The sequence below is a fragment of the Aeromonas sp. 160P genome, assembly GCF_055193095.1.
Genome location: NZ_JBUXKV010000001.1, coordinates 2,485,374 through 2,510,572 on the forward strand (window position 1 = coordinate 2,485,374; position 25,199 = coordinate 2,510,572).

Genomic DNA, 25,199 nt, shown 5'->3' on the forward strand with positions numbered 1-25,199 from the left:
GGAGTTTCCATGTCATCGAGGTCGGGCTGTCGAGAGTGATACACACTATTTTATGACTAGCGGGCCAAGCGTTGTATAGCTTGGATCACGTGGCTCTGCTCTTCGTCACTCAGAGTGAAATAGAGAGGCAAAGAGAGACAATGCTGATAATAACGCTCTGCTACCGGACATGATCCTGTTTTGTCTCCATATTGCTCACGATACCAAGGATGATGATAAACAGGAATATAGTGAACTTGAGTGCCAATGCCGTCAGCCATCAATGAATCCATGACCTGGCTGCGACTCTTACCAATAGCTGCATAATCTATCTCTACCACATAGAGATGGAAACAAGAGGAGAACCCCTCCATTTCCTGGGGGGTCTTCAGCCAGGGAAGTTCTGCCAGTGCCTGGTTATATTGCGCTACCAAGGTACGACGGCGCGCCTTGAACAGGTCTAGGCGTTGTAACTGGCTTAAGCCCAAAGCCGCCTGCATGTCAGTCATGCGGTAATGCCAGCCAAGCCTCTGCATCTCGTGATACCAGGGCCCCGATTGTTGGCTGAGGAGAGCAGAATCTTTGGTAATGCCATGGCTGCGTAGCAACAACATGCGCTGATACAACACAGGATCATTGGTCATCACGGCCCCTCCCTCACCACTGGTGATCGTTTTGACTGGATGGAATGAGAACACTGTTGCATCCGAAAACAGGCAATTGCCCACCGGACTGCCGTCGGAATAGCGGGAACCAATTGCATGGGCCGCATCTTCGATGATCTTTAGACCATGCTTTTTTGCGATGAGGGAAAGAGCCGGCATGTCCGCAGGTTGGCCTGCAAAATGGACGGGGCTGAGTAACCGAGTAGCTGGAGTAATACGGGCCGATACTGAGCTGGGGGATAGGTTATAGCTGATTGGGTCTATATCGGCGAATACAGGCTTGATACCACAGTAAGCCATACTGTTGGCCGTGGCAGCAAAGGTATTGGGTGTAGTGATCCCTTCGCTACCTTCGGGTAATTCCATCGCTGCGACTGCCAGATGCAAGGCCGCTGTGCCGCTTGCGACCACCAGACAGTACCTAGCCCCTGTGTAGGCACAAAGTGCCTGTTCGAATTCGGCAACTTTCGGGCCTTGAGTCAAGAAGTCGGAGCTTAGCACTGCATTGACTGCGGCTATATCTGCCGCTGAAATGTCCTGTTTACCATAGGGGATCATTCCGCCAATACCTCCTGGTTGAGCTGTTGCAACTCAACCTGAGACATGAAGATGGGATTATTGAGAGAGTTGTATTCAAATCCTATAGGCACGCTGCAACCTTGCTCTCCTATGGCACTGACAGAGAAGTCATCACTACGGTGATTGAAGGTGATGCTTGGGGCGATGACGTAATAGTCCTTGAACTCATAGGTATGGTAGGAGTCATCGGCCGGGCACATCACCTCGTGCAGCTTCTCGCCCGGGCGGATGCCGATGATCTCCTGGGGCAGCTCGGGGGCCATGGCGTTGGCGAGGTCCGTGATGCGCACCGACGGGATCTTGGGAACGAACACTTCCCCCCCCTTCATGCGGACAAAGTTGGTAAGCACGAATTCCACCCCCTGTTGCAGGGTGAGCCAGAAGCGGGTCATCTCCCCATGGGTGATGGGCAGGCGGCTGGCGCCTTCCTTGATCAGCCGATCGAAGAAGGGCACCACAGATCCACGGGATCCCACCACGTTGCCATAACGCACCACCGAGAAGATGGTCGGGTTTTTGCCCGCCATATTGTTGGCGGCGACAAAGAGCTTGTCGGAGCAGAGCTTGGTAGCCCCGTAAAGGTTGATTGGATTGGCCGCCTTGTCGGTCGAGAGTGCAATGACCTTCTGTACGCCATTGTTGAGGGCGGCCTTGATAACGTTTTCGGCCCCCCCGACGTTGGTCTTGATGCACTCCATCGGGTTGTATTCGGCTGCTGGCACTTGCTTGAGCGCCGCAGCATGCACCACGAAGTCAACATCGCGCATCGCCATGTCGAGGCGCTCGGCATCGCGAACATCGCCGATAAAGTAGCGCATGCAGGGATGGTTGAAACGCTGCTGCATTTCAAACTGCTTGAGCTCATCACGGGAGTAGACGATCAGTCGTGCGGGTTGGTAGCGGGATAGCACGGTTGCAATGAATTTCTTGCCAAATGACCCAGTGCCACCGGTAACCAGGATTGTTTTTCCATTAAACATGACGGTGTCCCATGATGAAGATTGGTATCTATAGAATTCTAAAGCACTTTTTATGCCATTTGCAGACGTATATTGGCAGGTGTGATCTGAATGGCTGTTTTTTGGCTACTTGCTGTCGCGTTGGGCAATGGCTTGGCATACCTGTTCCACCGCATTGAGGGCTCTGGGGGTGAAGCGGTGCAGCTCATCCGAGTTGATCAAATCGAGTCGCTGATGTTGCACGGCGTCCAGATTGGGCCACTTCTGCCAGTGACGCAGGGCGTCAGGATCTTGACTCCCCGCCAGGATCAGCGCGGGGTTGGCTCTGATCACCTGTTCCATGTCCACTTGAGGGTAGGGGGTCTTGGCATTCGCCATGATGTTGATCCCCCCGCAGAGTTCGATGGCTTGAGCAGGCCAAGCATGGCCACTGACGCTGGTGAGCGGTGGGTACCAGAGCTGGTAGAACACCTTGACGCCGGTTGGCTGGCCATAATGCTGTTGCAGGTCATGCAGACGTGCGAGATAGCGATCGGCGGCTTCGTTGGCACTCTTCTCCACCCCCAGCAATTTGCCGAGCGCCCGCATCTCGCTGGCCAGCGAGGCAAAATCGGTAGGCTCCGAGTAGAAAACCGGGATACCCAGCTGCTCCAGCGGTGCCAGCATTCGTGACTGGGCCGATCGCCAGCCCAGGATCAGATCCGGTTGTTGCGCCAGCAGCGCCTCGACATTGATGCTGCGATAATTGGCCACCTTGGGCTTGGTTTTCACTTCGGCGGGATAGTCGGAGGCATCGTCGATAGCGACTAACTTGTCACCGGCACCGATGTCATAAAGCAGCTCGGTAAGATGGGGAACCACGCTCACCACCCGGCTCGGGGTCGCGGCCAGCAGCGCATCGGGTAACCAGGCCAGCAGTACGCAGGGCAGCCAGATTGGCAATCGCAGCCATCTAGCCATGAAGTAACCCCGCCACCGTGACAAGCAGCGCCAGTATCAACCAGCCCCAGCCAATTGCTTGCAAAATATTGAGTACCTTGCGCGGTGACTCGCCACTGGGGTCATCACCACTGCCGAGTACCGGCCAGCGTTGCAGAGCTCCCTGATAGTAGCGGGGGCCGCCAAGGCGGATCCGGCACTTGTCAGCAAGTAGCGTCAGCAGCATCCCGATAGCAGGGTAGGGCCAGATCGCACCACTTCGCAGCAGCTGAGTAGCCTGCCTGATACGGGGCAACAGGAGCGGCAGCCCTAGCAGCAGGATGGTGGGGGCATTGAGCCCCTGATAGAGGGCGCTGGCAGCACGGCCAAAATAGCTAAAGGCGGGATCCTTCATGCTCCAGCCTTGACTCATCAACTGGGTCAGCCGCCAGAGCAGGGCGCCCTGTACCCCGGCGAGAGCGTACCCCAGCAGCGGGCCAGCCCATTGGCCCACCAGACGCAGGGAGCAGCTTTCGGTCACCGCTTTGGCAATGCCCATGGCCGAGAGCTTGCCGGTCTCACGTTTGAGCCAAGGAGCCGCCTGCAATCTTGCCAGCGGCAGGGTCTCCTGCGTGGCGAGCGAGCGGGTGGCATGGGCAAGTTCGCGTAGCGGACGGGATTCGAGCATCAGCAGCAGAAACAGCAGGTCAAACAGCGGCTCGCTCAGAGCCAGATTGCGCAACGACCAGAGCCCGGCTGCGCAGGGTACCCAGACCACCAGCATTGCCAGCATACCCGCTTGCAGCTGCTGGCGTGGCGTGCCATCGGCTCTGTGCACCTTGTGACCCAGTCGGGTCAGCAGAGGCGCAATGGCCGAGAGCCGCAGATGGGATGGCCAGGGGATCACCGCCTCAAGCAGGGCAGCACCCACCAGAATGGCCGCCGTCGTCGAGAGGAGGGCGTCGGCCATCAGTTCGAGCGAGCCGGTTTCGATCACAGCTTGCCGAGCATCTTGATGATCATTTCGGCGGAGTGCTTTCCAGCCACTTCGATAAAGGCGTCGAAGGATTCAACCTGTTCCTTGCCCGCGATGTCGGACATGGCGCGCACTACCAGATAGGGCACCTTGAACATGTGGCACACCTGGCCGATGGCGGCACCTTCCATCTCGACTGCCAGCATCTGCGGGAAGTCGGTGCGGGCTTTGGCGATGGCGTCCGGTTTGCACATGAACTGATCACCGGTGCAGATGAGGCCGATCTTGGTCTGATGCTTGCCCTGCTCGGCTATGCAATCCTGAGCTACCGCGATGAGCTTCTCGTCGCAGGGGAAGGTGGCGGGTTGCTGTGCCATCTGGCCCATCTCGTAACCAAAGGCTGTTACGTCGACATCGTGGAAGCGCATCTCGCTGGCAATCACCACGTCACCAATGTGCAGATCCTGGGCAAAGCCGCCCGCAGAGCCGGTATTGATGACGCAGTCGGGGGCGAATTTTTCCAGCAGCAGGCTGGTGGCCACGCTGGCGGCGACTTTACCGATGCCGGAGCGGGTCAGGATCACCTCTTTGCCTGCCAGCATCCCTTGATAGAACTCGCAGCCGCCCAGTTGCAGAGTTGTGGGGTTGCTCATCTGGCTGCGCAGCAGGGCTACTTCTTGCTCCATGGCGCCGATAATACCTACTTTCATTGCTGACCTCGTCTTGCTAGCCGTATGGCTGAGTTTAAGTTGCTGTAGATCATAACAAAAGATGGCGTCGGCGCCGAGGGGTAGACGTGAAAGCGAGGGATGGTGAGCGAGATGGCCAAAGGGGTGTATAGAGAGACAGGATAGAGGGAGTAGATGACTAACGTAACTTCGCTTGGCTGATACAAAAAAACCGGCTTGCGCCGGTTTTTTTGGTTGCTGAGTAAGCTGGCTTATTTAGCCAGAGACTCCGGCAGTTCGTCACGAATTTTGGCGAGCATCTCTTTCAGTACGCGCGGGTTAGCCACGACAGTGTTACCTGAGTTCTCGTAGTTATGACCACCCACGAAATCGGTCATGATGGCACCGGCTTCTTTGGCCAGCAGCTCACCTGCCGCAGTTTCCCAAGGCTTAAGGCCGATTTCCCAGAAACCGTCGATGCGACCGGCGGCAACGTAGGCCAGATCCAGCGCGACAGAACCAGAGCGACGAATGTCAGCACACTCGATAAACATGCTCTGGAACATTTTCAGGTAGGGGGCAATGTGGTGCTTCTGCTTATATGGGAAACCAGTTGCCAGTACGGTACCAGCCATCTCTCGGGCTTTGCCCACACGGATGCGGTAGCCGTTCAGCTGTGCGCCGTTACCACGGGTAGAGGTAAACAGCTCATCACGGATGGGATCATAAACGACAGCTTGTTCAGTTTTGCCTTTCACGCGCAGGGCGATGGAAACAGCAAAGTGTGGAATGCCTTTAACAAGGTTGGTCGTGCCATCCAGTGGGTCAATGATCCATTGGTAGTCCGGATTGGTACCGGCAATCTCACCAGATTCTTCAGCAATAATGCTGTGCTCTGGGTAAGATTTTTTGATGGTATGAATGATGGCCGCTTCGGCTTCACGGTCAACGTTGGTCACGAAGTCATTGCTGCCTTTTTGGATAGCCTCAATGTTCTCGGGCTGGGAGAAGGCTTTTACTACAACTTGACCGGCGTTGCGCGCAGCGCGCACGGCGATATTCAGCATCGGATGCATAGGTTCACCACTGGATGTTAAAGAACGGGGGATAAAAGGACGGCGTATAATACCAGTATTTTTATCGATGGCAACTGTAATCCCCCTACGACCAATTGATTACCACTGCCAGATTTGACGGCTCCAATATAGACCAGATCTGCGCTAGTCTTATCCCAGCAGCCGGATACAGGCTGTCATGAGCATAGGGATATGAGCCATGAATTTGTCATTAGTGAGTCAGAACGTGTCAGCGGCCAGCGAGGGACTGTTGGCCATCTTGCGGTCATCACCCGAGTATGGTGATCACTTTGCCCACATCACCGTGACCCCCCTTGCCCAGTGGCAACCGGCCAAGACGGAGGCGGCGATCCTGTTGATCGACGGCGATGCTTCCTGGCAGGATGCCGGATTTACCCGGGGAGAGGACGAGACGATCGGCTTGCCGGTCTTGCCGCTGCTGATCCGCAAGGGGGACAAAGAGCTGACGGTCTGCGGGCCGGATGTGCGTGACCCCCGTTTCTATTTTGTCTCAAACGGCATCGTGCTGGATGAGTCGGAGCTGGCCGAGCCTGCCTGCAGCCGGGTGTTGCTACGCAAGCTGGAGTCTTACTTCCCGCTGCTTTCCCGCCTGATCATGCTGCGCCAGCGCAAGCCGGTCGCCATGCTCAACTAGCATTTACCATTGTCAGAGCGCACCAGCGGCTCACCGTGTGCCTTTTTTGGCCAGCGGTGCGCCGCTTTTTAATGGTCTGGAGCCGGCCACTTGTTGCAAGATGAAGCGGCAACCATTTTTCAACTACATCGAACCGTACAATCTGGTTATGAGTAACAAGGAGTAAATCATGATCGACTTTTACACAGCCGCGACCCCCAATGGTTTCAAGGTAGCGATAGCCCTCGAAGAGCTGGGCTTGCCCTATCGGGTCATTCCCCTCGACTTGTCGGCGCTGGATCAGAAACAGCCCGAATTTCTTGCCATCAACCCCAATGGTCGCATTCCGGCCATTGTCGACCGGGATAACGACGATTTCGCGGTATTCGAATCAGGTGCCATCCTCATCTATCTGGCGGAGAAAGCTGGCAAGTTGCTGCCGGCCGATCCCAAACGCCGCTCCCAGGCTCTCCAGTGGTTGATGTTTCAGATGGGGGGCGTGGGCCCCATGATGGGGCAGGCCAACGTCTTCTACCGTTACTTCCCCGAGAAGATCCCCGCCGCCATCGAGCGTTATCAGAAGGAAGGGCGCCGTCTATTCGAGGTGCTCGATAGCCATCTGGCCCACCATGAATATCTGGCGGATGAATACAGCATCGCCGACATTGCCACCTGGCCCTGGGTGCGTATTTATGACTGGAGCGGTATCTCCATCGAAGGGCTGACCCATCTGCAAGCCTGGATGGCCCGCATGGCAGAGAAGCCTGCTTGCCAGAAGGGGATCACTATACCGCCACGCAAAGAGCAGCCAGATGAGCTGATCAAGCAGGCTCAACAGATGGTAACGCGTTGATTTTTAACTGCAGACGGGGCACTACGCCCCATAATATTAGAAAAACTAAGGCAAGCTGATTATAAAGATTGGCTCGTTTTTTGTGAGCTGAATCACTATGATGCCCCCATCCCACCGTACGTTCTGTGCGGTGGTCTGGCGGGCTCCCCGCCTCCTGTTTCCAGCATTTTTTTATGATGGCATCACAGTGTTTGTGATCAGATCCCTCTGGGCATATTACCCCGGAGGGGCGGCCGCATTTTTACGATTTAGTGGGACTGATATGGATCGGCACAGTTTTTATCCGTTGTTTTTATTGACCATACTGATGGTCGCTGTGGGCCAGATGACCCAGACCCTGTATGTACCGTCGATTCCCATGATGGCGGGGGATTTTAATGTTGCCTCGAGTCAGTTGCAGGCGGTGATGGCTTGTTACCTGATCCCCTATGGTCTCTCCCAATTTGTCTACGGGCCGTTGTCGGATCGCATTGGCCGTCGTCCGGTGCTGATCGTCGGCATGATGGTGTTTCTGGTGGGGACCCTGATCATTCAGCTCATTCCACACTTCACCGCCCTGCTGGTGGGAAGCTTCATTCAAGGGCTGGGGACCGGTTCTGGCGGCGCAATGAGCCGCACCGTAATGCGCGATCGCTATAACGGGGCCGAGCTCAATCGTGCCAACAGTCTGGTGAGCATGGGGGTGATCTTCTCCCCGCTGCTGGCACCGGTGCTCGGTGGTTGGCTGACCGAGTTGTTCAACTGGCGTGCCGGTTACTGGTTTCTGTTCGGCTTTGGTGCGGTAACGACCCTGGCGCTGCTGGCCTGGTTTGGTGAAACGCTGCCGGTGGCGGCACGTCAACAGCCACTGCGGGTTAGCGCGGCTTATCGTCATGTGCTGAGTAATCCACGCTTTCAGGGCAATCTGCTCTGCCTGATGGCAACCTTCGCCGGTCTGGCGGTGTTTGAAGCGGCCGCCGGGGTGCTGCTGGGCGATGTGCTCAAGCTGAGCGCCCGCACCGTGAGCGTATTGTTCGTATTGCCACTGCCCGGCTATCTGTTTGGCGCCTGGCTCTCTGCCAAGCTCAGTTTTCGCCTGAGCCAGGGTAAGTTGATGCGTCTGGGCATTGTTTTTTTGGCGCTCGGTTCTCTGATCATTCTGCTGCCAGGGTTGTTCGGTATCGTGAGTGCCGCCTCGCTGGTTGGCGGCGCGGCGGTTTACTTCATCGGTAGCGGCATTCTCTATCCGACCGCCACCTCCTGCGCCATTGAGCCGTTCCCCGGTCAGGCTGGCACGGCCGGTGCTATTCTCGGCGGGATGCAAAATCTGGGGGCGGGCATAGTGACGCTGCTGGCGGCTGGCTTCCCGATGACAGGGCAGGTGACCTTGGGCGCTATCATGACCCTGATGGTCTTGCTGGTTGCCCTGAGCTTTGCCTGGTTGCGCCACCATGGCTCCTCCCACGAGCAGATGGCGATCTGATCTACGGGATCAACCTCGATAAGCCCACCGTTACTGGTGGGCTTTTGTTTGCCAGAAAGAGCACAGATCACTGCGCTACTGCAGCTTGATAGAGCGGGGCTCCATGACCGTTTATGCGAGGAAAAAGAAAAAGCCCGTCACCTTGGTGACGGGCTTTTTGCTATTGGTACCCCGAGATGCCGTTGCCGGTTTGGGCCCTTGAACCGTAGGTTCAAGGCGGGAATCGAATCTGACCGCAGGCTTCTCGGTCGTGCCGAGCATGCGCAATAGCCAGAAGGCCGATCCCCTGTTGGGTATGATTATCGGCTCGGGGACTTGAACCGGCTGACAAACATCCCAGGGAATTTTAAAACGGTTTGCGATTAGGGCTGCTGCCCCTCTTCGCTGGAATCACCATACTGACCATGCTCGATCAAGGCAGCTTCGATGGTGCGTTGCAGCATCTTGATCCGCTTGTCCATGGTTTCAGAGTATTGGTGATTCTTATCTTTTTCAAGGCAGAGCTCATGACAGAAGTTAAGCGCCGCCATGATCGCCAATTGCTCATTGCTCGAAACTTTGGAGCGTTGACGCAGGTCGATCAGCTTGTCGGTCAGCTGCTCGGCGGCCTGGCGCAGGGCATCCTGCTGTCCCAAGGGACAGGATACCTTGTAGGGACGTCCCAAAATGACGATTTCTACGGCCTCTGTGCTCATGCCTTCCTCAATACGGCGGAGCTGATTTCCGCCTTTATCCACGTGGACAACTGGGCGGGACTATATAGCGCAGATGCATAAGTTTCAAGGCCTTGCTGGCTCTGGAAGAGGGAGAATGCTAGGATCCTGACCATTAATTCTGCAAATTTGACTGAACTTTGAGCGGATCCTCGATGAGCAAAACGAACCCCCTTGAATATACCGCCGTATCTGACCTCATGGAGCAACATGAGTTGATGGCAACGGCAGTAGAAGCCCACGGCGTGATCTGTGGTCTGGTATGTGGTGGTGTGGCCCTGGATGACAAGAGCTGGCTGCCTCCTTTTAACGACCTGGTGAACGACGGTTTCGGCCTGCCGGCCCCGGTGCGCCAGGTGATGACCGATCTTTATCACAATGTGGTCGAGAGCCTGATGGCCCAGAAAGGGGTCGAGCTGCTGCTGCCAAGTGACGATGCGCCGCTGGACGAGCGCATCGATTCGCTGGTGGATTGGTCACAGGCATTTCTGGCCGGTTTTGGCGTGGTGCAGCAGGAGCTCTCCCGCGCGTCGGAAGAGCTGCAGGAGATGATCCAGGATATCGCCAGCATCACTCAGGTCTCTGCCGAGTTCGATCAGGAAGATGACGAGAACGAAGCCTCTTTCCTGGTGCTCTATGAACACGTCAAGCTGGGGGTGATGATGACCTTCGAAGAGTTTGGCAAGCGCCCCGAGACCCCGAGCACGCCGCCGACCCTCCATTGAGGATCGGACCACTGCGGCCATCACTGATCTGCAAGAGCGCCTGATGGCGCTCTTTTTTATCCCCTTGTGGTGGCTAACCCTGTGAGACGCAACCGGTTTTTTGCCGCTGGCCTCGCATTCAGCTTGCGGCTTTGTGATAGCATGAGGCCACCTTTTTCACTTCTTCTTCTCAGCTTATGTCTCAATCTGATGTGCGACAGGTCGATGTCACCCTGGTCGGCGGTGGAATGAGCGGTGCCGTGCTGGCGCTCTCGCTGGCGGCCCTGCTTCGATCCGATGGCTCCCCCCTCGAGATCCTGCTGCTGGAGGCGAGCGTCCCCGAACAGCATACCCATTCAGGATTTGACGCCCGCGCCATTGCGCTCTCGGCCGGTACCTGCGATGCATTATTGCGGCGTGGACTCTGGCCGCTGTTTGCCCCCCACTGCGCCCCCATTACCCATATCCATGTCTCGGATCGAGGCCACTGCGGTCAGGCTCGCCTCTCGGCCGCCGAATATGGTCTGCCCGCGCTGGGTCAGGTGATCGAGCTGGCGTCCGCCGGTAACGAGCTGCAACGGGCGATGGCCGCCGCTACCAATATCCGGGTCTGTTGTCCGGCCCGGGTGAGCCAGATTGCGCCCGATGAGGAGAAGGTGACCCTCACCCTCGAGAGCGGTGAACAGATTGAGACCCGCCTGCTGGTGGCGGCAGACGGGGGCAACTCCTTTGTGCGTCAGCACTTCAAGTTGCCGGTGACCCGCCACGACTTTGAGCAGCACGCCATCATCGCCACGGTCAAAACGGCGCAGGACCCTGAGGGGCGTGCCTTCGAGCGCTTTACCGAAGGGGGCCCGCTGGCGCTGCTGCCGATGCAGGATGGGCTCTCCTCGCTGGTGTGGAGCGTCGGGCAGCATGAGGTGGATGAGCTGATGGCCCTCGATGAAGGGGCGTTTCTCGCCCGGCTGCAGCAGGCCTTCGGTTGGCGGCTCGGCCGCTTCGAGCGATGCGGCGTGCGTAACGTTTATCCCTTGATCCTGACTGCCTGCGGCTATCCGCTGGCCCAGCGTACCGTGCTGGTGGGCAATGCTGCCCACGCCCTGCACCCTATTGCCGGACAGGGCTTCAACCTCGGGATGCGGGATCTCGACCTGCTCACCGGGGCGGTGGCCAAGGCGCTGGCAGAGGGGGAGGATATCGGCAGCTTCAAGGTGCTGAGCGGCTACTGGCAGCAGCGCAAGCGCGATCAGGCGCAGACCGTCTGGCTCACCTCCTCGCTGGCCCAGCTCTTCTCCAATGGTCACGATCCGTTGGTGGCTGGGCGCAATCTGGCGCTTACCCTGATGGGGCGGCTCCCGTGCCTCAAGGCGCCGCTTGCCTCGCGCACCCTGGGTTTTGTCGCCGATGTGTGCGGCAACTAGCCAGCGTTTGTTGACTGGGACCTGTTGACCAACATTCGTTGATCAGAACGTGTTGAAAAAGAGGGGATGCCAGCAGGCGTCCCCTCGCTGGCCAGCCGGTCAGCCCTGAAAGGATGAGATGATGCAGATGCAAAATGTGGATGTGGTGATTGTCGGTGGCGGCATGGTGGGGCTGGGGCTCGCTGCGGCCCTTAAACATAGCGCCCTCAAGGTGCTGGTGGTGGAGGGGCAACTGCCCGATCCGCAGCTGGGGGAGGTGGCCGACAACCGGGTCAGCGCCCTGAGCCTGGCCAGCCAGCAGATCCTGCGCCATGTCGGCGCCTGGGACGGCATGGCAGCGCGCCGCCTGCAGGCCTATGACAAGATGGCGGTGTGGGAGCAGGACAGTTTCGGCCACATCGACTTCGATGCCGCCAGCCTGCGTCAGGCCAGCCTCGGCCATATCGTCGAGAATCGGGTGATCCAGCTGGCGCTGCTCGAAGCTATTCTCGCTGACGGGACACGGGGGGCCAGCAATATCCAGTTGTTGACCCCCGCCAGAGCCAAGAGCCTGCAGAGCGGCCCGGCGGGTGCCCTGCTGCTGCTTGAAGATGGGCAGGCCATCTCGGCCAAACTGGTGGTGGCCGCCGATGGTGCCCACTCCTGGGTGCGCCGTCAGGCCGATATCCCGCTCACCAGCTGGGATTATGGCCACCACGCGCTGGTGGCGACGGTGCGCTGCGCCGAACCCCATGAAGCTGTTGCTCGCCAGATCTTCACCCCGGATGGCCCGCTCGCCTTTTTGCCGCTGTGGCAGGAGAACCTCTGCTCCATCGTCTGGTCGCTGCCAGCAGCCCGTGCCGAGGCGCTCTGTGCTTGCGACGACGAGCAGTTCAACCGCCAGCTCACCGCCGCCTTCGATGCCCGCCTCGGTCTGTGCAAGGTGGAGGGGGCGCGCAGCGCCATTCCACTCACCGCCCGCTATGCCCGTGACTTTGCCCGCGAGCGGCTGGTGCTGGTGGGAGATGCGGCCCATACCATCCACCCGCTGGCGGGGCAGGGGGTCAACCTCGGCCTGCTGGATGCCGCCGCGCTGGCGGAGCAGATTTTGCACAATCATGCCGCGGGCAAGGATATCGGCCTGCTCGCCAACCTGCGCAGCTACGAGCGCTGGCGCAAGAGCGAGGCGGCCCGCATGTTGGCGGCGATGGAGGGGCTCAAACGGCTGTTTAGCGGCGCCAACCCGCTCAAGAAGCTGGTGCGGGGCGTCGGATTGCGGGCCGCCAACCTGCTGACGCCCTTCAAGGAGGGGGTGATCCGCGCCGCCATGGGGCTGGAGGGGGAGTTGCCCGAGCTGGCCCGTCCTGACTGGGCTGTTACGGCGACCAAGGGCGGTGCCATGCAGGCCAAGGGTGAAAAAAACTAATATTACCCGCTGTTTTTGGCAACAAAAGTAATCCGACAAGGCTGATGACCCGTTTTGGGTGTCAGCCTTTAATTTTGCTCTGGCGCGAAACGTTTTTCTGTAAATTGTGACGAAACGGTAAAAATCAAAATTTAATCTCGCCTGATCCGGCTTACAGCTGTTTTTATCACTGCATTTATCTTAGTGTCTGGAGTCAGTTTTACGGGAGGGGATTAGTTTTTTTTGAGCGGCGCGCTCGCCTGCTTGTCATATAATCCGCTCCGTTCAAGGAATCCCTCTTGCCTGGCAAGGGCAGGAGCGAGCACACACTCTGGGATCCGGTCGCTTTTTGCTGCGCGCAGTGCAGTCAGAGCGGTGGCGCGGGTCGCAAGGGTGGTCGCTACAGCGAAAAGGCTTTTTGCTAAGGAAAGAATGCGATGATCCAGACTACTGTACTGCATCCCAAACACCTGGAAGCCGGCGCCAAGATGGTGGACTTCCACGGTTGGGAAATGCCCATCAACTACGGCTCCCAGTTGGAAGAGCACCACGCGGTGCGCAGCGATGCCGGTATGTTCGATGTCTCCCACATGACCATCGTCGATTTGACCGGCGAACGGGTCAAAGCCTTTTTGCAACACCTGCTGGCCAACGACGTGGCCAAACTCACCGTCTCCGGCAAGGCGCTCTACAGCGGCATGCTCAATCCGGACGGCGGCGTGATCGATGACCTCATCACCTATTACCTGACCGATACCTTCTACCGGCTGGTGGTCAACTCCGCCACCCGCGAAAAAGATCTGGCCTGGATCCGCCATCACGCCATCGATTTCGATATCGCCGTCACCGAGCGTCCGGAGCTGGCGATGATCGCGGTGCAAGGCCCCAACGCCAAGCTCAAGGCGGCTGCCGTGCTGAGCGCCGCCCAGCGCACTGCCGTGGTAGGGATGAAGCCCTTCTTCGGCGTGCAGGCTGGCGATCTCTTTATCGCCACCACCGGCTACACCGGCGAGGATGGCTACGAGATCGTGGTGCCGCAAGAGAAAGCCTGCGAGCTGTGGCAAGCGCTGCTGGATAACGGCGTAGCCCCGTGTGGTCTTGGTGCCCGCGATACCCTGCGCCTCGAAGCGGGGATGAACCTCTACGGTCAGGACATGGACGAGTCAATCTCTCCGCTCGCCGCCAACATGGCCTGGACCATCGCCTGGGAGCCTAGCGATCGCAACTTCATCGGCCGCGACGTGCTGGAAGCGCAGAAAGCGGCGGGCAATCAGCCCAAGCTGGTGGGGCTGGTGATGGAAGAGAAAGGAGTGCTGCGTGCCGGCATGCCGGTCACCTTCACCGCGGTAAACGGTGAGAAGCGGGAAGGTGTGATCACCTCCGGCTCTTTCTCTCCCACTCTGGGATACAGTATTGCCCTGGCGCGGGTGCCCCGTGATATCGGTGAACAGGCCGAGGTGGAGATCCGCAAGAAACTGGTCACCGTGAAGGTCAGCAAGCCCGCTTTCGTCCGTAACGGCCAGAAGCTGGTTTAACAGAATGTCGGTGGAGGGCAGTGCCTTCCCCGCCGCTTTTCATATTCGTTTTTAAACGCGACTCAAAGATCAAAGGAAGCACAAATGAGCCATATCCCGAGCGAACTGAAATATGCCACTTCCCACGAGTGGATCCGTGTTGAAGCCAACGGCGAGGCCGTGGTCGGTATCACCGAGCACGCCCAGGAGCTGCTGGGTGACATGGTGTTTGTCGAGCTGCCGGAAGTGGGCAAGCAGGTCAGTGCCGGTGACGACTGCGCCGTGGCCGAGTCGGTCAAGGCCGCCTCTGACATCTACAGCCCGGTGAGCGGCGAGATCATCGCCGTCAACGAAGAGCTGGAAGGGAGCCCCGAGCTGGTCAACTCAGATCCTTACGATGCCGGTTGGTTGTTCCGCATCAAGCTCGATGACGAAAGCGAGCTGGCCAACCTGCTGGATGCCGAAGGCTACCAGAACGTGGTGGACGAATAGTAATGCCCCGGGCCCTGCACCAACGTGCGGGGCCCTTTTGTATGGCTGCCGACAGGGTCGACAGCAGGGAGAAGTCACCCGTATCCGGCGTGTTGGGGTTTAGCCAGCGCGCGGTTTACAGGGTGATCCCCGGGGTGCCAGCGAGCATCCGGTGCCGTGCTCTCTTGGCTGCGGCATAGCGAACATGAGTGGAGTCGGTATCAGCCGACCATCAGGAACATCAGGTCTTGGTTATCAGGATTTCATACCAGGACTTATTTACCAGGAAATAGGGAAATGACCCAGTCACTGTTTGAACTCGAGCAAAAAACCGATTTTGTCCGCCGCCATATCGGCCCGGGCGAGGAAGAGCTGCGCCAGCTGCTGGCCACCGTCGGGGCCGAGAGCCTGGACGATCTGATTGCCCAGACCGTGCCCGCCGCCATTCGCCTGCCGGGCCCGCTGGGGATCGGTGCGGGCATGACCGAAGTGGAGGCGCTGGCCAAGCTCAGGGGCTATGCCGCCCAGAACAAGATTGCCAAGAGCTATATCGGCATGGGTTATCACGATACCCATGTGCCCCACGTCATTTTGCGCAACGTGCTGGAAAACCCGGGCTGGTATACCGCCTACACCCCGTACCAGCCCGAGCTGGCGCAGGGCCGTCTCGAAGCCCTGCTCAACTTCCAGCAGCTGACGCTGGATCTCACCGGCATGGATCTGGCGAGCGCCTCCCTGCTGGATGAAGCGACCGCCGCTGCCGAGGCGATGGCGCTGGCCAAGCGGATGGCCAAGTCCAAATCCAACCTCTTCTTCGTGGCCGATGATGTGCATCCGCAGGTGATCGACGTGGTCAAGGAGCGCGCCGTTCACTTCGGTTTCGACGTGGCAGTCGGCGCCGCCAGCGATGCGGTGAGTGAAGAGGTGTTTGGTGCCCTGTTCCAGTACCCCACCACCACAGGTGAGGTGAAAGATCTGCGGGCGCTTGTCGCCGCGGTACAGGCCCAGAAAGGGCTGGCCTGCGTCAGCGCCGATCTGCTCTCCCTGCTGCTGCTCAAATCCCCGGGTGAGCTGGGCGCCGACGTGGTGTTGGGCTCCGCCCAGCGCTTTGGCGTGCCCATGGGTTACGGTGGCCCCCACGCTGCCTTCTTTGCCACCCGCGATGCCTACAAGCGCTCCATGCCGGGTCGCATCATCGGTGTCTCCAAGGATGCCCGTGGCAAGAGTGCCCTGCGCATGGCGATGCAGACCCGCGAGCAGCACATCCGCCGCGAGAAGGCCAACTCCAACATCTGTACCGCACAGGTGCTGTTGGCCAACATGGCGAGCTTCTACGCCGTCTACCACGGCCCGGTGGGGCTGAAAACCATCGCCTCCCGCGTGCACCGTCTCACCACCATTCTGGCGCTCGGCCTCAAGGCCAAGGGGGTCGCCCTCAAGCATGCCAGCTGGTTCGATACGATCACCGTGCAAACTGCTGACAAGGCGGCGCTGATTGCCAAGGCTGAAGCCCATGGCATCAACCTGCGTGCGGATCTTGACGGCGCGGTGGGGGTGTCGCTCTCTGAAACCACCACTCGCGGCGATGTGGCCGAGCTGTTTGAGCTGTTCATCGGTCAAGGTCATGGGCTCGATATCGAGGCCCTCGACAAGGCGGCTCAGGCCCATCACGCCATCCCGCAGGATCTGCTGCGCAGCGATGCTGTGCTGACCCACGAGGTGTTCAACAAGTACCACTCCGAAACCGAGATGCTGCGTTACATCCACCGTCTCGAAGCCAAAGATCTGGCCCTCAACTACGCCATGATCTCCTTGGGCTCCTGCACCATGAAGCTCAACGCCACCGCCGAGATGATCCCGGTGACCTGGCCCGAGTTTGGCAAGCTGCACCCGTTTGCCCCGCTGGCGCAGGCCAAGGGCTACCAGCTGCTGCTGGCCGACCTCGAGAACTGGCTGGTGAAGGTGACCGGTTACGATGCGGTCTGCATGCAGCCTAACTCCGGTGCTCAGGGCGAGTACGCTGGTCTCTTGGCCATTAAGAAGTATCACGAGTTCCGCGGTGAGGGGCATCGCGATATCTGCCTCATTCCTGCTTCTGCCCACGGCACCAACCCGGCCTCTGCCCAGATGGCGGGGCTCAAGGTGATCGTCACCGCCTGTGACAAGTCCGGCAACGTGGATCTGGATGACCTGCGCGCCAAGGCGGCCGAGGCGGGAGATCAGCTCTCCTGTTTGATGGTGACCTACCCCTCCACCCACGGGGTGTATGAGGAGACCATCAAGGAGGTGTGCGACATCGTTCACCAGCACGGTGGTCAGGTCTACCTCGACGGCGCCAATATGAACGCGCAAGTTGGGTTGACGGCGCCGGGCTTTATCGGGGCGGATGTCTCTCACCTCAACCTGCACAAGACCTTCGCCATCCCTCATGGCGGTGGCGGCCCGGGCATGGGCCCCATCGGCGTGAAGCAACATCTGGCACCGTTCGTGGCCGGTCACGCTGTAGTCAAGACCGACAAGGAGAGCCGCAACAACGGCGCCGTGTCCGCGGCTCCGTTCGGTTCGGCCAGCATCCTGCCCATCAGCTGGATGTACATCGCCATGCTGGGTGACGAGGGACTCAAAAAATCCACTCAGGTGGCCATCCTCAACGCCAACTATCTGGCCAAGAAGCTGGGTGAATCCTTCCCGGTGCTCTACTCCGGTCGCAACGGTCGGGTGGCTCACGAGTGCATCCTGGATATCCGCCCGCTCAAAGAGGCCTCCGGCATCAGCGAGATGGACGTGGCCAAGCGGTTGATGGATTACGGCTTCCACGCGCCGACCATGAGCTTCCCGGTAGCGGGTACCCTGATGGTCGAACCGACCGAATCCGAATCCAAGCGCGAGCTGGATCGCTTCGTCGAGGCGATGACGTCCATCCGCGCCGAGATTGCCAAGGTGCAGGAGGGGCAGTGGAGCCTGACCGACAACCCGCTGGTGCACGCCCCGCACACCCAGGATGACGTGATGGATGCAGAGTGGTCCCGTGGCTACAGCCGCGCCGAGGCGGTGTTCCCGTCCGACGCCGTGCGCGCTGCCAAACTGTGGCCCTCGGTCAACCGCATCGACGACGTCTACGGCGATCGCAACCTGTTCTGTGCCTGTATCCCCACCGAGGATTACGCCAAGTAAGCGCGGTTACTGATCACGGACATTTAAGTTGGAAACCGTGACATTGAAGTTGGAAACCGACAATTGAGTTGGAAACTCAAAGGCCCTGCAACAGCAGGGCCTTTTTATTTTGTGCGGTGATTATCTGTAATTAAATTACAAAAATGATCTCGGTTGGTGAGCACGGACATTTAAGTTGGAAACTGAAAGACCCTGCATCGCAGGGTCTTTCTATTTGCGCGGGCATGAATTGCGCAACAGCCGGGCGTTGATTGAGCAATATAAGTGACGTGACCCGCGTCGATGCTCCGCTCACCGTCGGATCTTTATCGCGATCATAACGATAGAGGCAAAATGCGAGCTGGCACGCTTGACGCACCTGCGCCAGTTGCGACAGACTGCCGCCGCATCATTGGCGATAACGCGAAATGTTGTGAACGTGCCGCCGCTTGCCACCCTAAGTGCCGGGCCTCTCCCGCGCGGCCCGCTGGCTTGAACTATTCATCCTGCACCCAGCTCAAGCGCCAGCGCTTTCCCGTTTATCCGGCAACTGCCCAAGGAATTGTGACTTATGACTACCTCGATAAACCAGGACGATATCAACAAGGCCCTCTGGTCTGCCTGCGATACCTTCCGAGGCACTGTCAGCCCTAAAACAAGAGAAAAAAAACCTGATGCAACAACTGCTGACCGGCAAGTCAAGGTCGAGGAGGCCGCTTAAGATGAACCTACTCACGATCGATGCCGCCGATGAGGCGGAGAACCTCTGGCTGGAAGCGCGCTTGCGCGAATATGGCAACCCCAATGCCATTCGCAACCTCTCCGAGCTGGATGGCTTTCTGACCGCCGTTATCTCCGGCCCACAGCAGCCGCCCATTGATCGCTGGTGGCCCGCCATCTGGGGCGGGGTCGAGCCCGCATGGCGTGATCGGGCCGAGCGGGATCGCGTGATGCAACAGGTGATGATCCAGCTGGCATTCCTCTCCTATGCCCTTACCGAGCAGCACGACGAGTTCGAGCCCATTTTTACCCTTGCCCCCAATATGGAACCCCCCGTCGAGATCGCTAAATGGTGGTGTGCGGGTTATCTGCGCGGCGTAGCATTGGGCAACTGGCCCGTGCTCCCCCATCCACAGCAAGAGGCGCTGGCGCTTATTCGCCTGCATGGCAGCGATGAGCAACTGGCGCAGTTGACCCGTCTCTCGCTGACGCAATACCAACAGAGCGTGGCCGAGGTGGCCCCCGCCGCGCTGCGGCTGCACGCCTATTTTCTCGCCCAACGGGGGCCAAACAGGGCGCCTGTCGCGGTGTCATCGGTGAAACCGGTCAACACCCCCGCCAAGGTCGGGCGCAATGAGCCATGCCCCTGTGGCAGCGGCAAGAAGTACAAGCAGTGCTGTCTGCACTGATCAGGCGCTCGGCCCTTGGGCCGTCACCTCAGAGAGGTGATGGCCGCGGCGAATGGCAAGCATTGGCAGCATCCGCATTGCCATAAAAAAATTTAATAAAACAAACAGTCAGTCAGTTAGGGATAAACATGAAATTACAACAACGGATGGAACGGCTGGTAAACGCGGTATGTGAGGGGATGTTCGAGCGGGAGGAGGTGATCTCGGTGGCGCTGCTGGGTGCCTTATGTGGTCAGAATACCTTTCTTTACGGCCCACCCGGCACGGCCAAAAGCCTGATCTCCCGTCGCATCGCCTGTGCCTTTGCCAATCCGGCCTACTTCGAGTACCTGATGAACCGGTTCAGTACCCCCGAGGAGGTCTTTGGCCCCATCTCGATCAAGGCACTCAAAGAGGATAGGTATGTTCGTAAAACCGAGCATTATCTGCCCCAGGCCGATTTCGCGTTTCTGGACGAGATATGGAAATCGAGCCCGGCGATCCTCAATACCCTGCTGACACTTATCAATGAGCACACCTTTCGCAACGGCGAACAGATCGAACAGGCCCCACTGAAAGCCTTGGTGGCAGCATCGAATGAAACGCCCGATGCCAATCAGGGGCTGGATGCGCTGTATGATCGCTTTATCATCCGCCTGATGGTCGGGCCCATTGAGCAGTCTGATAATTTTGAACGATTGCTGGCGTGCAAACCGACTGAGGCGGCCATCAGGGTTGATGACTCGCTTATTGTGAAGGCTGATGAGTGGGCTAAATGGCGAGAGCAACTGCATGAGGTGAGCTTGTCACCGGAAACCCTGACCATTATTCGCCTGATCCGCAGTGAACTCTCTACCAGATATGACGAACTGAAGGTCTATGTTTCCGACCGCCGCTGGCAGCGGGCGACCCAATTGATCAAGGCCGCCGCCCTCTTTAATGGCCGCAGCGAAACCAATCACAGTGATGCCTTGCTATTGCGGCACTGCTTGTGGACCCATGGAGAGAACCGTCTTGCCGTTAACGATATCGTCGAGCAAGCCGTCAAGGATACCGGTTTTGACAGTGGTATTAATCTCGCGCAGATTGATGCCGAAAAAGAATCATTGGAGAAAGAGATCCATAATGAACTTTTCAGTGCCACTGATATTTACGATACACAGATTATTAATGGGCACGCTTTTTTCAAAGTGAAGAACGACTTTGATAATACTAGGATTGGTTCTTACATTTTTATTCCATTGGATAACCTTAAGAACACACATGAATTCCACCCGACAAGTGAAACGGGTAATGAACTAAATTATATTGTCTGTCAATTTGATGGCCAGGGTACTTGTCGGATATCAATGAAGAGCCGATATGGCAGTTTTAATTTCAAACCAGAAGTTCTCTTCCATAAAGGTGACAAGAAACCAAATATTAACAAGCGGCTTATCACCTCATTGGCTGAGTCGGTGGCAAAAACCAGAGAACAGCTTATAGCCACTCTGAATAAGATAGAAAAACAGTGCCAAGGCTATGAGAAAAAATTGGCATCCATTTTCGTTCCTGCCCAGCAGAGCGCATTGGCTATTGATGGCATTACCGAGCAGATTGCGCGGCTCAAATTGCGTATCAAAGATTGTGAACGGCTGGAAGCCTTATGCAAATAAGCCAGGTGGAGAGTGCTTCGCTTCTCACTCACAGAGAACTCCGCGACAGCTATGGTGGATTGCTGGCTCACTCCAGCTCGCTGACCAGCCAGGTCAGGCAGCACATTGAGGAGTGGAGGAGAGATACTGAGGCAGCGTTGACCAACGAGTGTCCATTCGCTGAGCATGCCCACAAGCTGAACCATTGGCGAAGAGAGAGTGCGCTTGGCGATATATCCAAAGCCTCTTTTCAAGGGGCGGTGAAGGATTATCTCGCGCTCTGTAAAGCCAGCCAGCACCCGGTGGACCCGCCATTTTGGCAAAAGCAGGTTGCCGATAGTTTCTGTCAGGACGTAGAGCCGCCGAGTGCGGATAAGGTCGTCAGTTGCCAACTGCTGGCCACTGAATGGCAAAAGGTGCTGGATAAAGCCCGCAATAGTTGGGAGCTGGCCAGGATCGAGCAGCTGCGTCGCCAGTTAATGGAACAATTGGAGAGCATGCTCAAGCTGTTGCAGCAGTTGCAACCGCTGCTTGAAGCGTTGGGGCTGGATCCGGGGCGACTGGTTGATCTCTCCAGTGGCCAGCTCTCTGCCCAAGATCTGGCCCAGTTCCAGAAGTGGGCAAGCTATCTGGCAAACGACAAGGGGTTGCATGCGTTATGCGACTTGCTCGGCAAGATCCGGCAGATTGAACTCTCCGAAAAGATTGAGCGGGTGAAGGTCAACCACGTTCTGGATCTCTGTCTGCCCGATATCAACTCCCGAGAGGAGATAGTGGGTATTCGGTTGGGACGAGATCTGGAGCATGTATTGCCCAGCGAGAAAGCCCTGTTGGCTGATGACGAGACCGCATTGCTGTTTGATTTGAAGTTCGTCGAGTCACGACTGATGAGCTTTGATATGGCAGGTATGCAGACTCAACATCTGCATGTTGAACGAGAAGAGGAGAGGCAGGTCAACGAAGAGGAGAAGCGCGGCCCCATGATCCTCTGCGTTGATACCAGTGGCTCAATGAGCGGTGCGCCCGAGACGATCGCCAAAGCGATGACGCTATTTCTGGCAACCAAAGCGAGAGAGGAGCAACGCCCCTGTTACCTGATTAACTTCTCTACGGGTATCAGGACCTTGGAGTTGAGTGGAAAATGGGGCCTTGCGTCGATAATCGACTTTCTGAAAATGTCGTTTCATGGTGGTACTGATGCGACACCAGCCCTTGGCCATGCGTTGAAAACCATGGCCGCAGAGACCTACCAAAAGGCCGACCTGTTGATGATTTCTGACTTCATCATGGCGGATCTGCCACCGGAGACCCTGGCAAATATCGAGCAACAGCGTGGTAAGGGTAACCGCTTTTACTCTCTGGTGGTCGGCTCTGCTTATATGGTTCAGCGGCTAAAGCGCCTCTTTGACCATGAGTGGGTGTATAACCCGACGACGAGTACCATTCATGAGTTGATCGGCTTTCAGCAAAAAATTGACAACCAGTTTGAGGCATCCCCGTTATGAAGGCCTTGCCGAAATTTCAAGAAGAGTACAGCGCCAAGATCCCGGCCCTGACCCTGCAGACCCAGTGGGGCAGTTGTTCCCCCCATGGCCGGATCACGCTTAACCCACATCTGGTCAAAGTGCCCCGCGAGTGCATCGATTAGGTGATCCTGCACGGGCTCTGCCATATTACCACCGCGAGCACTTTTACCGGCTGATGAGTCAGGTGATGCCTGGTTGGGAAAAAACCAAAGAGCGGCTGGATGGCATGGCTAACCGCTTGTTGACCTAGCGGTTTTCGCGAGATGGCAATGCTGCATCGTCTGGGGCATTAACGAATCAGGATAAAGAGTCTACGTTTTACCCTTGTGTCATTTTTGGTGGGGGATTACCAGAGGAGAGAGGCAATGGCGGTGGTTTGGTAATCCCCCCGAAAACCTGGGGTGCTCATAAGTAGAATTTTCTCGTATCTTGAACGCAGGAGGTTCTAACATGAAAACATCACGCTTTAGCGATGCCCAAATCATCGCCATCCTCAAACAGGCCGAGTCTGGCTCACCCGTCCCTGAACTCTGCCGCGAGCATGGCATCAGTTCCGCGACCTTTTACAAGTGGCGCGCCAAATTCGGTGGCATGGATGCCTCTCTCATGGCTCGCCTCAAAGAGCTGGAGGAGGAAAACCGCCGCCTCAAGAAGATGTATGCCGAGGAGCGCCTCAAAGCCGAGATTATCGCCGAGGCCATAGCAAAAAAGTGGTGACGCCATCTGCCCGCAGGGAGATGGCTATCAAAGCCGTGTCGCTCTTTGCCATTTCTATCCGGCTAGCCTGCAACATCTTCAAGGTCAGCGAAGGCTGTTATCGCTATCAACCCATGCTCGCCGATGAAAACCAGCTTATTGCGGATTGGTTGCTGCGTATCACCAACAGCCAGCGGAACTGGGGCTTTGGCCTCTGCTTCCTCTACCTGCGTAACGTCAAAGGGTTTGCTTGGAACCACAAGCGGGTCTACCGGATCTATCGGGAGCTTGAACTGAACTTGCGCATCAAGCCCAAGAAGCGACTGGTACGTGAAAAGCCACAGGCTCTGGCCGTGCCTGCCCAGCCTAACCACTGCTGGTCGATGGATTTTATGCACGATCAACTGAGCGATGGCCGGTCAGTGCGACTGTTTAATGTGATCGATGATTTTAACCGCGAGGCGCTGTGCATTGAGGTCGATTTTTCATTGCCCGCTTCACGGATCAAGCGCGCACTGGAACAGGTGATTGAGTGGCGTGGCAAACCGGCGATGATCCGGTGCGATAATGGACCAGAATATATCAGCGAAGTGCTCAAGGCGTGGGCGGCGAAACAGGAGATCACCTTGGGGTATATCCAACCAGGCAATCCTCAGCAGAACGCGTACATAGAGCGGTTTAACAGAACGGTACGTTACGATTGGTTGGCTCATCATCTGTTTGGCACGCTGGAGGAGCTCCAAGAGTTTGCAACCCAATGGCTGTGGGTTTATAACCATGAGCGGCCCAATATGGCGCTGGATGGTTATACCCCGAAGCAGCATCTGGCAAAGGCTGCATGACCTCTACTTTTGAATGCCCCTAAAAATGGGGGGATTACCCCCCGAAGCAGCATCTGGCAAAGGCTGCATGACCTCTACTTTTGAATGCCCCTAAAAATGGGGGGATTACCGTTTGATCATTTCAATAGTTCTTGTATAGTTGTAACTATGAAATGAGATGAAGAGGTTCCCATGAATAAAGATACAGCCACTAAAGTGTTCGAGTCTCTTGCATCCGGGATCCGTCTCGATGTCTGGCGGCTGCTGGTCAAGGCCGGGTTGGAAGGCAGGGTTGCTGGCCAGTTGGCCAGTGAACTGGATATCGCCCCGAACACACTGTCATTTCATCTGAAAGCCATGCTGCATGCCGACCTGTTGTCGGTGGAGCAAGAAGGTCGTTTTTTACGTTATCGGGCCAACATTCCCCTGATGCTGGATCTTATCGGCTACCTCACGGAAGAGTGTTGCGCCGGGCATCCCGAAGCGTGCGGGATGATGCGCGCCGAGTCGAGCTGTTCGCCCCATGTGTTGCCCGAGCAATCTTGCTGCAATAAGGAGTAATGCCATGTCTGTTATCCAGATTTTTGATCCGGCACTGTGCTGTGCCAGCGGCGTATGCGGTACCGAGGTAGAGCAGCGGTTGGTGAACTTTGCGGCCGATGTGGCGTGGGCCAAGGGGCAGGGGGTTGCTATCGAGCGCTTCAATCTGGCTCAGCAGCCGATGGTGTTTGCCGAGACCGCTGCGGTCAGCGCTTTCTTGATGCACGCAGGGGAGGCGGGGTTGCCGCTGGTGTTGGTGGATGGTCAGGTGGTGCTCACCGGCCGTTATCCCGACCGCAGTGAGCTGGCCCGTTATGCCGGTTTGCCCGCGCCGCAATCCGTCATCAAAGGGATCGCCAAGAGCGGCGGCTGTTGCGGCAACAGTGGTTGCTGCTAACCCCTGAGTGTTGCTGACCACATCCCTGCCGCCTGTGCGGTGAATTGCCTTGTTTTGCCTGATTGGAG

25 protein-coding genes and 1 other RNA gene are annotated in these 25,199 nt (G+C 57.5%); 17 read left to right on the forward strand and 9 right to left on the reverse strand.

The window, feature by feature from the left end; genetic code table 11:
- Positions 1-56 precede the first annotated feature (56 nt).
- The 6 genes from pseC to suhB form a co-directional block, all read right to left on the reverse strand.
- The gene (pseC, locus tag ACY8FN_RS11765) at positions 57-1,202 is read right to left on the reverse strand and encodes a UDP-4-amino-4,6-dideoxy-N-acetyl-beta-L-altrosamine transaminase (RefSeq protein ID WP_463100110.1); all 1,146 of its coding nucleotides are present in this window, start codon (positions 1,200-1,202) and stop codon (positions 57-59) included.
- A complete protein-coding gene (pseB, locus tag ACY8FN_RS11770) occupies positions 1,199-2,203 on the reverse strand; it encodes a UDP-N-acetylglucosamine 4,6-dehydratase (inverting) (protein ID WP_463100111.1) in 1,005 nt (334 codons plus the stop codon). Before pseB ends, pseC begins: the two co-directional genes overlap by 4 nt.
- Positions 2,204-2,308: 105 nt before the next feature.
- A complete protein-coding gene (locus ACY8FN_RS11775) occupies positions 2,309-3,142 on the reverse strand; it encodes a cobalamin-binding protein (protein ID WP_463100112.1) in 834 nt (277 codons plus the stop codon).
- Positions 3,135-4,097, reverse strand: a complete 963-nt coding sequence (locus tag ACY8FN_RS11780) for a cobalamin biosynthesis protein CobD/CbiB (protein WP_463100113.1) — start codon at positions 4,095-4,097, stop codon at positions 3,135-3,137. Before ACY8FN_RS11780 ends, ACY8FN_RS11775 begins: the two co-directional genes overlap by 8 nt.
- Positions 4,094-4,786: a 5'-methylthioadenosine/S-adenosylhomocysteine nucleosidase gene (gene mtnN / locus ACY8FN_RS11785; RefSeq protein ID WP_463100114.1), complete on the reverse strand. Its 693-nt coding sequence runs from the start codon at positions 4,784-4,786 to the stop codon at positions 4,094-4,096. The genes ACY8FN_RS11780 and mtnN overlap by 4 nt, the downstream gene beginning before the upstream one ends.
- 230 nt (positions 4,787-5,016) lie before the next feature.
- A complete protein-coding gene (gene suhB, locus ACY8FN_RS11790; RefSeq protein WP_042022253.1) occupies positions 5,017-5,820 on the reverse strand; it encodes an inositol-1-monophosphatase in 804 nt (267 codons plus the stop codon).
- Between the two features lie 199 nt (positions 5,821-6,019).
- On the opposite strand from suhB, the gene ACY8FN_RS11795 reads away from it, so the two are divergent.
- The 3 genes from ACY8FN_RS11795 to emrD all read left to right on the forward strand — a co-directional run bounded on the left by ACY8FN_RS11795 (position 6,020) and on the right by emrD (position 8,769).
- A complete protein-coding gene (locus ACY8FN_RS11795; protein ID WP_101317560.1) occupies positions 6,020-6,475 on the forward strand; it encodes a hypothetical protein in 456 nt (151 codons plus the stop codon).
- A 169-nt stretch (positions 6,476-6,644) separates the two neighbouring features.
- Positions 6,645-7,307, forward strand: coding sequence for a glutathione S-transferase family protein (locus ACY8FN_RS11800; RefSeq protein WP_101346835.1), 663 nt, complete (start codon positions 6,645-6,647; stop codon positions 7,305-7,307).
- Positions 7,308-7,569: 262 nt separating this feature from the next.
- Positions 7,570-8,769, forward strand: a complete 1,200-nt coding sequence (emrD, locus tag ACY8FN_RS11805; RefSeq protein WP_139729833.1) for a multidrug efflux MFS transporter EmrD — start codon at positions 7,570-7,572, stop codon at positions 8,767-8,769.
- A gap of 164 nt (positions 8,770-8,933) precedes the next feature.
- On the opposite strand, the gene ssrS is transcribed toward emrD, so the two are convergent.
- Both ssrS and zapA read right to left on the reverse strand, forming a co-directional pair.
- Positions 8,934-9,115: non-coding RNA, 6S RNA (gene ssrS / locus ACY8FN_RS11810), on the reverse strand.
- A 16-nt stretch (positions 9,116-9,131) separates the two neighbouring features.
- Positions 9,132-9,464 carry a cell division protein ZapA gene (zapA, locus tag ACY8FN_RS11815; protein ID WP_042022258.1) on the reverse strand — a complete coding sequence of 111 codons (333 nt, stop codon included), beginning with the start codon at positions 9,462-9,464 and terminating at the stop codon, positions 9,132-9,134.
- A gap of 173 nt (positions 9,465-9,637) precedes the next feature.
- Here zapA and ACY8FN_RS11820 point away from each other — a divergent pair, with 173 nt between their 5' ends.
- From ACY8FN_RS11820 to ACY8FN_RS11830, 3 genes are all read left to right on the forward strand, one after another.
- Positions 9,638-10,207: a UPF0149 family protein gene (locus ACY8FN_RS11820; protein ID WP_042022260.1), complete on the forward strand. Its 570-nt coding sequence runs from the start codon at positions 9,638-9,640 to the stop codon at positions 10,205-10,207.
- A 176-nt stretch (positions 10,208-10,383) separates the two neighbouring features.
- On the forward strand, positions 10,384-11,607 hold the full coding sequence (ubiH, locus tag ACY8FN_RS11825; protein WP_463100115.1) for a 2-octaprenyl-6-methoxyphenyl hydroxylase: 1,224 nt from the start codon (positions 10,384-10,386) through the stop codon (positions 11,605-11,607).
- 121 nt (positions 11,608-11,728) lie between these two features.
- Positions 11,729-13,012, forward strand: coding sequence for an FAD-dependent 2-octaprenylphenol hydroxylase (locus tag ACY8FN_RS11830; RefSeq protein WP_463101164.1), 1,284 nt, complete (start codon positions 11,729-11,731; stop codon positions 13,010-13,012).
- Between the two features lie 212 nt (positions 13,013-13,224).
- Here the strand turns inward: ACY8FN_RS11830 and ACY8FN_RS11835 are convergent, their stop codons facing one another.
- Positions 13,225-13,452, reverse strand: a complete 228-nt coding sequence (locus ACY8FN_RS11835) for a hypothetical protein (RefSeq protein WP_463100116.1) — start codon at positions 13,450-13,452, stop codon at positions 13,225-13,227.
- Here ACY8FN_RS11835 and gcvT point away from each other — a divergent pair.
- The 11 genes from gcvT to arsD all read left to right on the forward strand — a co-directional run bounded on the left by gcvT (position 13,429) and on the right by arsD (position 25,131).
- Positions 13,429-14,526: a glycine cleavage system aminomethyltransferase GcvT gene (gene gcvT / locus ACY8FN_RS11840; RefSeq protein ID WP_463100117.1), complete on the forward strand. Its 1,098-nt coding sequence runs from the start codon at positions 13,429-13,431 to the stop codon at positions 14,524-14,526. The two genes, ACY8FN_RS11835 and gcvT, sit on opposite strands and share 24 nt — an antisense overlap.
- A gap of 84 nt (positions 14,527-14,610) precedes the next feature.
- Positions 14,611-14,997: a glycine cleavage system protein GcvH gene (gene gcvH, locus ACY8FN_RS11845; protein ID WP_068979134.1), complete on the forward strand. Its 387-nt coding sequence runs from the start codon at positions 14,611-14,613 to the stop codon at positions 14,995-14,997.
- 276 nt (positions 14,998-15,273) lie between these two features.
- A complete protein-coding gene (gene gcvP / locus ACY8FN_RS11850) occupies positions 15,274-18,150 on the forward strand; it encodes an aminomethyl-transferring glycine dehydrogenase (RefSeq protein ID WP_463100118.1) in 2,877 nt (958 codons plus the stop codon).
- A 550-nt stretch (positions 18,151-18,700) separates the two neighbouring features.
- Positions 18,701-18,850 (forward strand): hypothetical protein, encoded by a 150-nt coding sequence (locus ACY8FN_RS11855; RefSeq protein WP_463100119.1) that lies wholly within the window; start codon positions 18,701-18,703, stop codon positions 18,848-18,850.
- A gap of 1 nt (position 18,851) precedes the next feature.
- Entirely contained in the window at positions 18,852-19,538 is a 687-nt protein-coding gene (locus ACY8FN_RS11860; protein WP_463100120.1) for a UPF0149 family protein, read from the forward strand.
- 128 nt (positions 19,539-19,666) lie between these two features.
- Positions 19,667-21,172, forward strand: coding sequence for an AAA family ATPase (locus tag ACY8FN_RS11865; protein ID WP_463100121.1), 1,506 nt, complete (start codon positions 19,667-19,669; stop codon positions 21,170-21,172).
- A gap of 239 nt (positions 21,173-21,411) precedes the next feature.
- Positions 21,412-22,656 (forward strand): VWA domain-containing protein, encoded by a 1,245-nt coding sequence (locus tag ACY8FN_RS11870; RefSeq protein WP_463100122.1) that lies wholly within the window; start codon positions 21,412-21,414, stop codon positions 22,654-22,656.
- Positions 22,653-22,799, forward strand: coding sequence for a YgjP-like metallopeptidase domain-containing protein (locus ACY8FN_RS11875; RefSeq protein ID WP_463100123.1), 147 nt, complete (start codon positions 22,653-22,655; stop codon positions 22,797-22,799). Before ACY8FN_RS11870 ends, ACY8FN_RS11875 begins: the two co-directional genes overlap by 4 nt.
- A gap of 328 nt (positions 22,800-23,127) precedes the next feature.
- Positions 23,128-24,215 (forward strand): IS3 family transposase gene (locus ACY8FN_RS11880; RefSeq protein ID WP_463099321.1). Its coding sequence is split into 2 segments (ribosomal slippage): positions 23,128-23,377 and positions 23,377-24,215, totalling 1,089 coding nucleotides; the frame shifts between segments, so codons are not numbered across the junction.
- A gap of 171 nt (positions 24,216-24,386) precedes the next feature.
- Entirely contained in the window at positions 24,387-24,755 is a 369-nt protein-coding gene (locus tag ACY8FN_RS11885) for an ArsR/SmtB family transcription factor (protein ID WP_042022272.1), read from the forward strand.
- A 4-nt stretch (positions 24,756-24,759) separates the two neighbouring features.
- Complete coding sequence (arsD, locus tag ACY8FN_RS11890) at positions 24,760-25,131, forward strand: arsenite efflux transporter metallochaperone ArsD (RefSeq protein WP_463100124.1); 372 nt, start codon at positions 24,760-24,762, stop codon at positions 25,129-25,131.
- Positions 25,132-25,199: the final 68 nt, after the last annotated feature.

Bases quoted from the DNA above. Each gene is read 5' to 3' on its own strand.
- pseC (WP_463100110.1), bottom strand. From the start codon at position 1,202: ATGATCCCCTATGGTAAACAGGACATTTCAGCGGCAGATATAGCCGCA.
- pseB (WP_463100111.1), bottom strand. From the start codon at position 2,203: ATGTTTAATGGAAAAACAATCCTGGTTACCGGTGGCACTGGGTCATTT.
- ACY8FN_RS11775 (WP_463100112.1), bottom strand. From the start codon at position 3,142: ATGGCTAGATGGCTGCGATTGCCAATCTGGCTGCCCTGCGTACTGCTG.
- mtnN (WP_463100114.1), bottom strand. From the start codon at position 4,786: ATGAAAGTAGGTATTATCGGCGCCATGGAGCAAGAAGTAGCCCTGCTG.
- suhB (WP_042022253.1), bottom strand. From the start codon at position 5,820: ATGCATCCGATGCTGAATATCGCCGTGCGCGCTGCGCGCAACGCCGGT.
- ACY8FN_RS11795 (WP_101317560.1), top strand. From the start codon at position 6,020: ATGAATTTGTCATTAGTGAGTCAGAACGTGTCAGCGGCCAGCGAGGGA.
- ACY8FN_RS11800 (WP_101346835.1), top strand. From the start codon at position 6,645: ATGATCGACTTTTACACAGCCGCGACCCCCAATGGTTTCAAGGTAGCG.
- emrD (WP_139729833.1), top strand. From the start codon at position 7,570: ATGGATCGGCACAGTTTTTATCCGTTGTTTTTATTGACCATACTGATG.
- zapA (WP_042022258.1), bottom strand. From the start codon at position 9,464: ATGAGCACAGAGGCCGTAGAAATCGTCATTTTGGGACGTCCCTACAAG.
- ACY8FN_RS11820 (WP_042022260.1), top strand. From the start codon at position 9,638: ATGAGCAAAACGAACCCCCTTGAATATACCGCCGTATCTGACCTCATG.
- ubiH (WP_463100115.1), top strand. From the start codon at position 10,384: ATGTCTCAATCTGATGTGCGACAGGTCGATGTCACCCTGGTCGGCGGT.
- ACY8FN_RS11830 (WP_463101164.1), top strand. From the start codon at position 11,729: ATGCAGATGCAAAATGTGGATGTGGTGATTGTCGGTGGCGGCATGGTG.
- gcvT (WP_463100117.1), top strand. From the start codon at position 13,429: ATGATCCAGACTACTGTACTGCATCCCAAACACCTGGAAGCCGGCGCC.
- ACY8FN_RS11835 (WP_463100116.1), bottom strand. From the start codon at position 13,452: ATGCAGTACAGTAGTCTGGATCATCGCATTCTTTCCTTAGCAAAAAGC.
- gcvH (WP_068979134.1), top strand. From the start codon at position 14,611: ATGAGCCATATCCCGAGCGAACTGAAATATGCCACTTCCCACGAGTGG.
- gcvP (WP_463100118.1), top strand. From the start codon at position 15,274: ATGACCCAGTCACTGTTTGAACTCGAGCAAAAAACCGATTTTGTCCGC.
- ACY8FN_RS11855 (WP_463100119.1), top strand. From the start codon at position 18,701: ATGACTACCTCGATAAACCAGGACGATATCAACAAGGCCCTCTGGTCT.
- ACY8FN_RS11860 (WP_463100120.1), top strand. From the start codon at position 18,852: ATGAACCTACTCACGATCGATGCCGCCGATGAGGCGGAGAACCTCTGG.
- ACY8FN_RS11865 (WP_463100121.1), top strand. From the start codon at position 19,667: ATGAAATTACAACAACGGATGGAACGGCTGGTAAACGCGGTATGTGAG.
- ACY8FN_RS11875 (WP_463100123.1), top strand. From the start codon at position 22,653: ATGAAGGCCTTGCCGAAATTTCAAGAAGAGTACAGCGCCAAGATCCCG.
- ACY8FN_RS11885 (WP_042022272.1), top strand. From the start codon at position 24,387: ATGAATAAAGATACAGCCACTAAAGTGTTCGAGTCTCTTGCATCCGGG.
- arsD (WP_463100124.1), top strand. From the start codon at position 24,760: ATGTCTGTTATCCAGATTTTTGATCCGGCACTGTGCTGTGCCAGCGGC.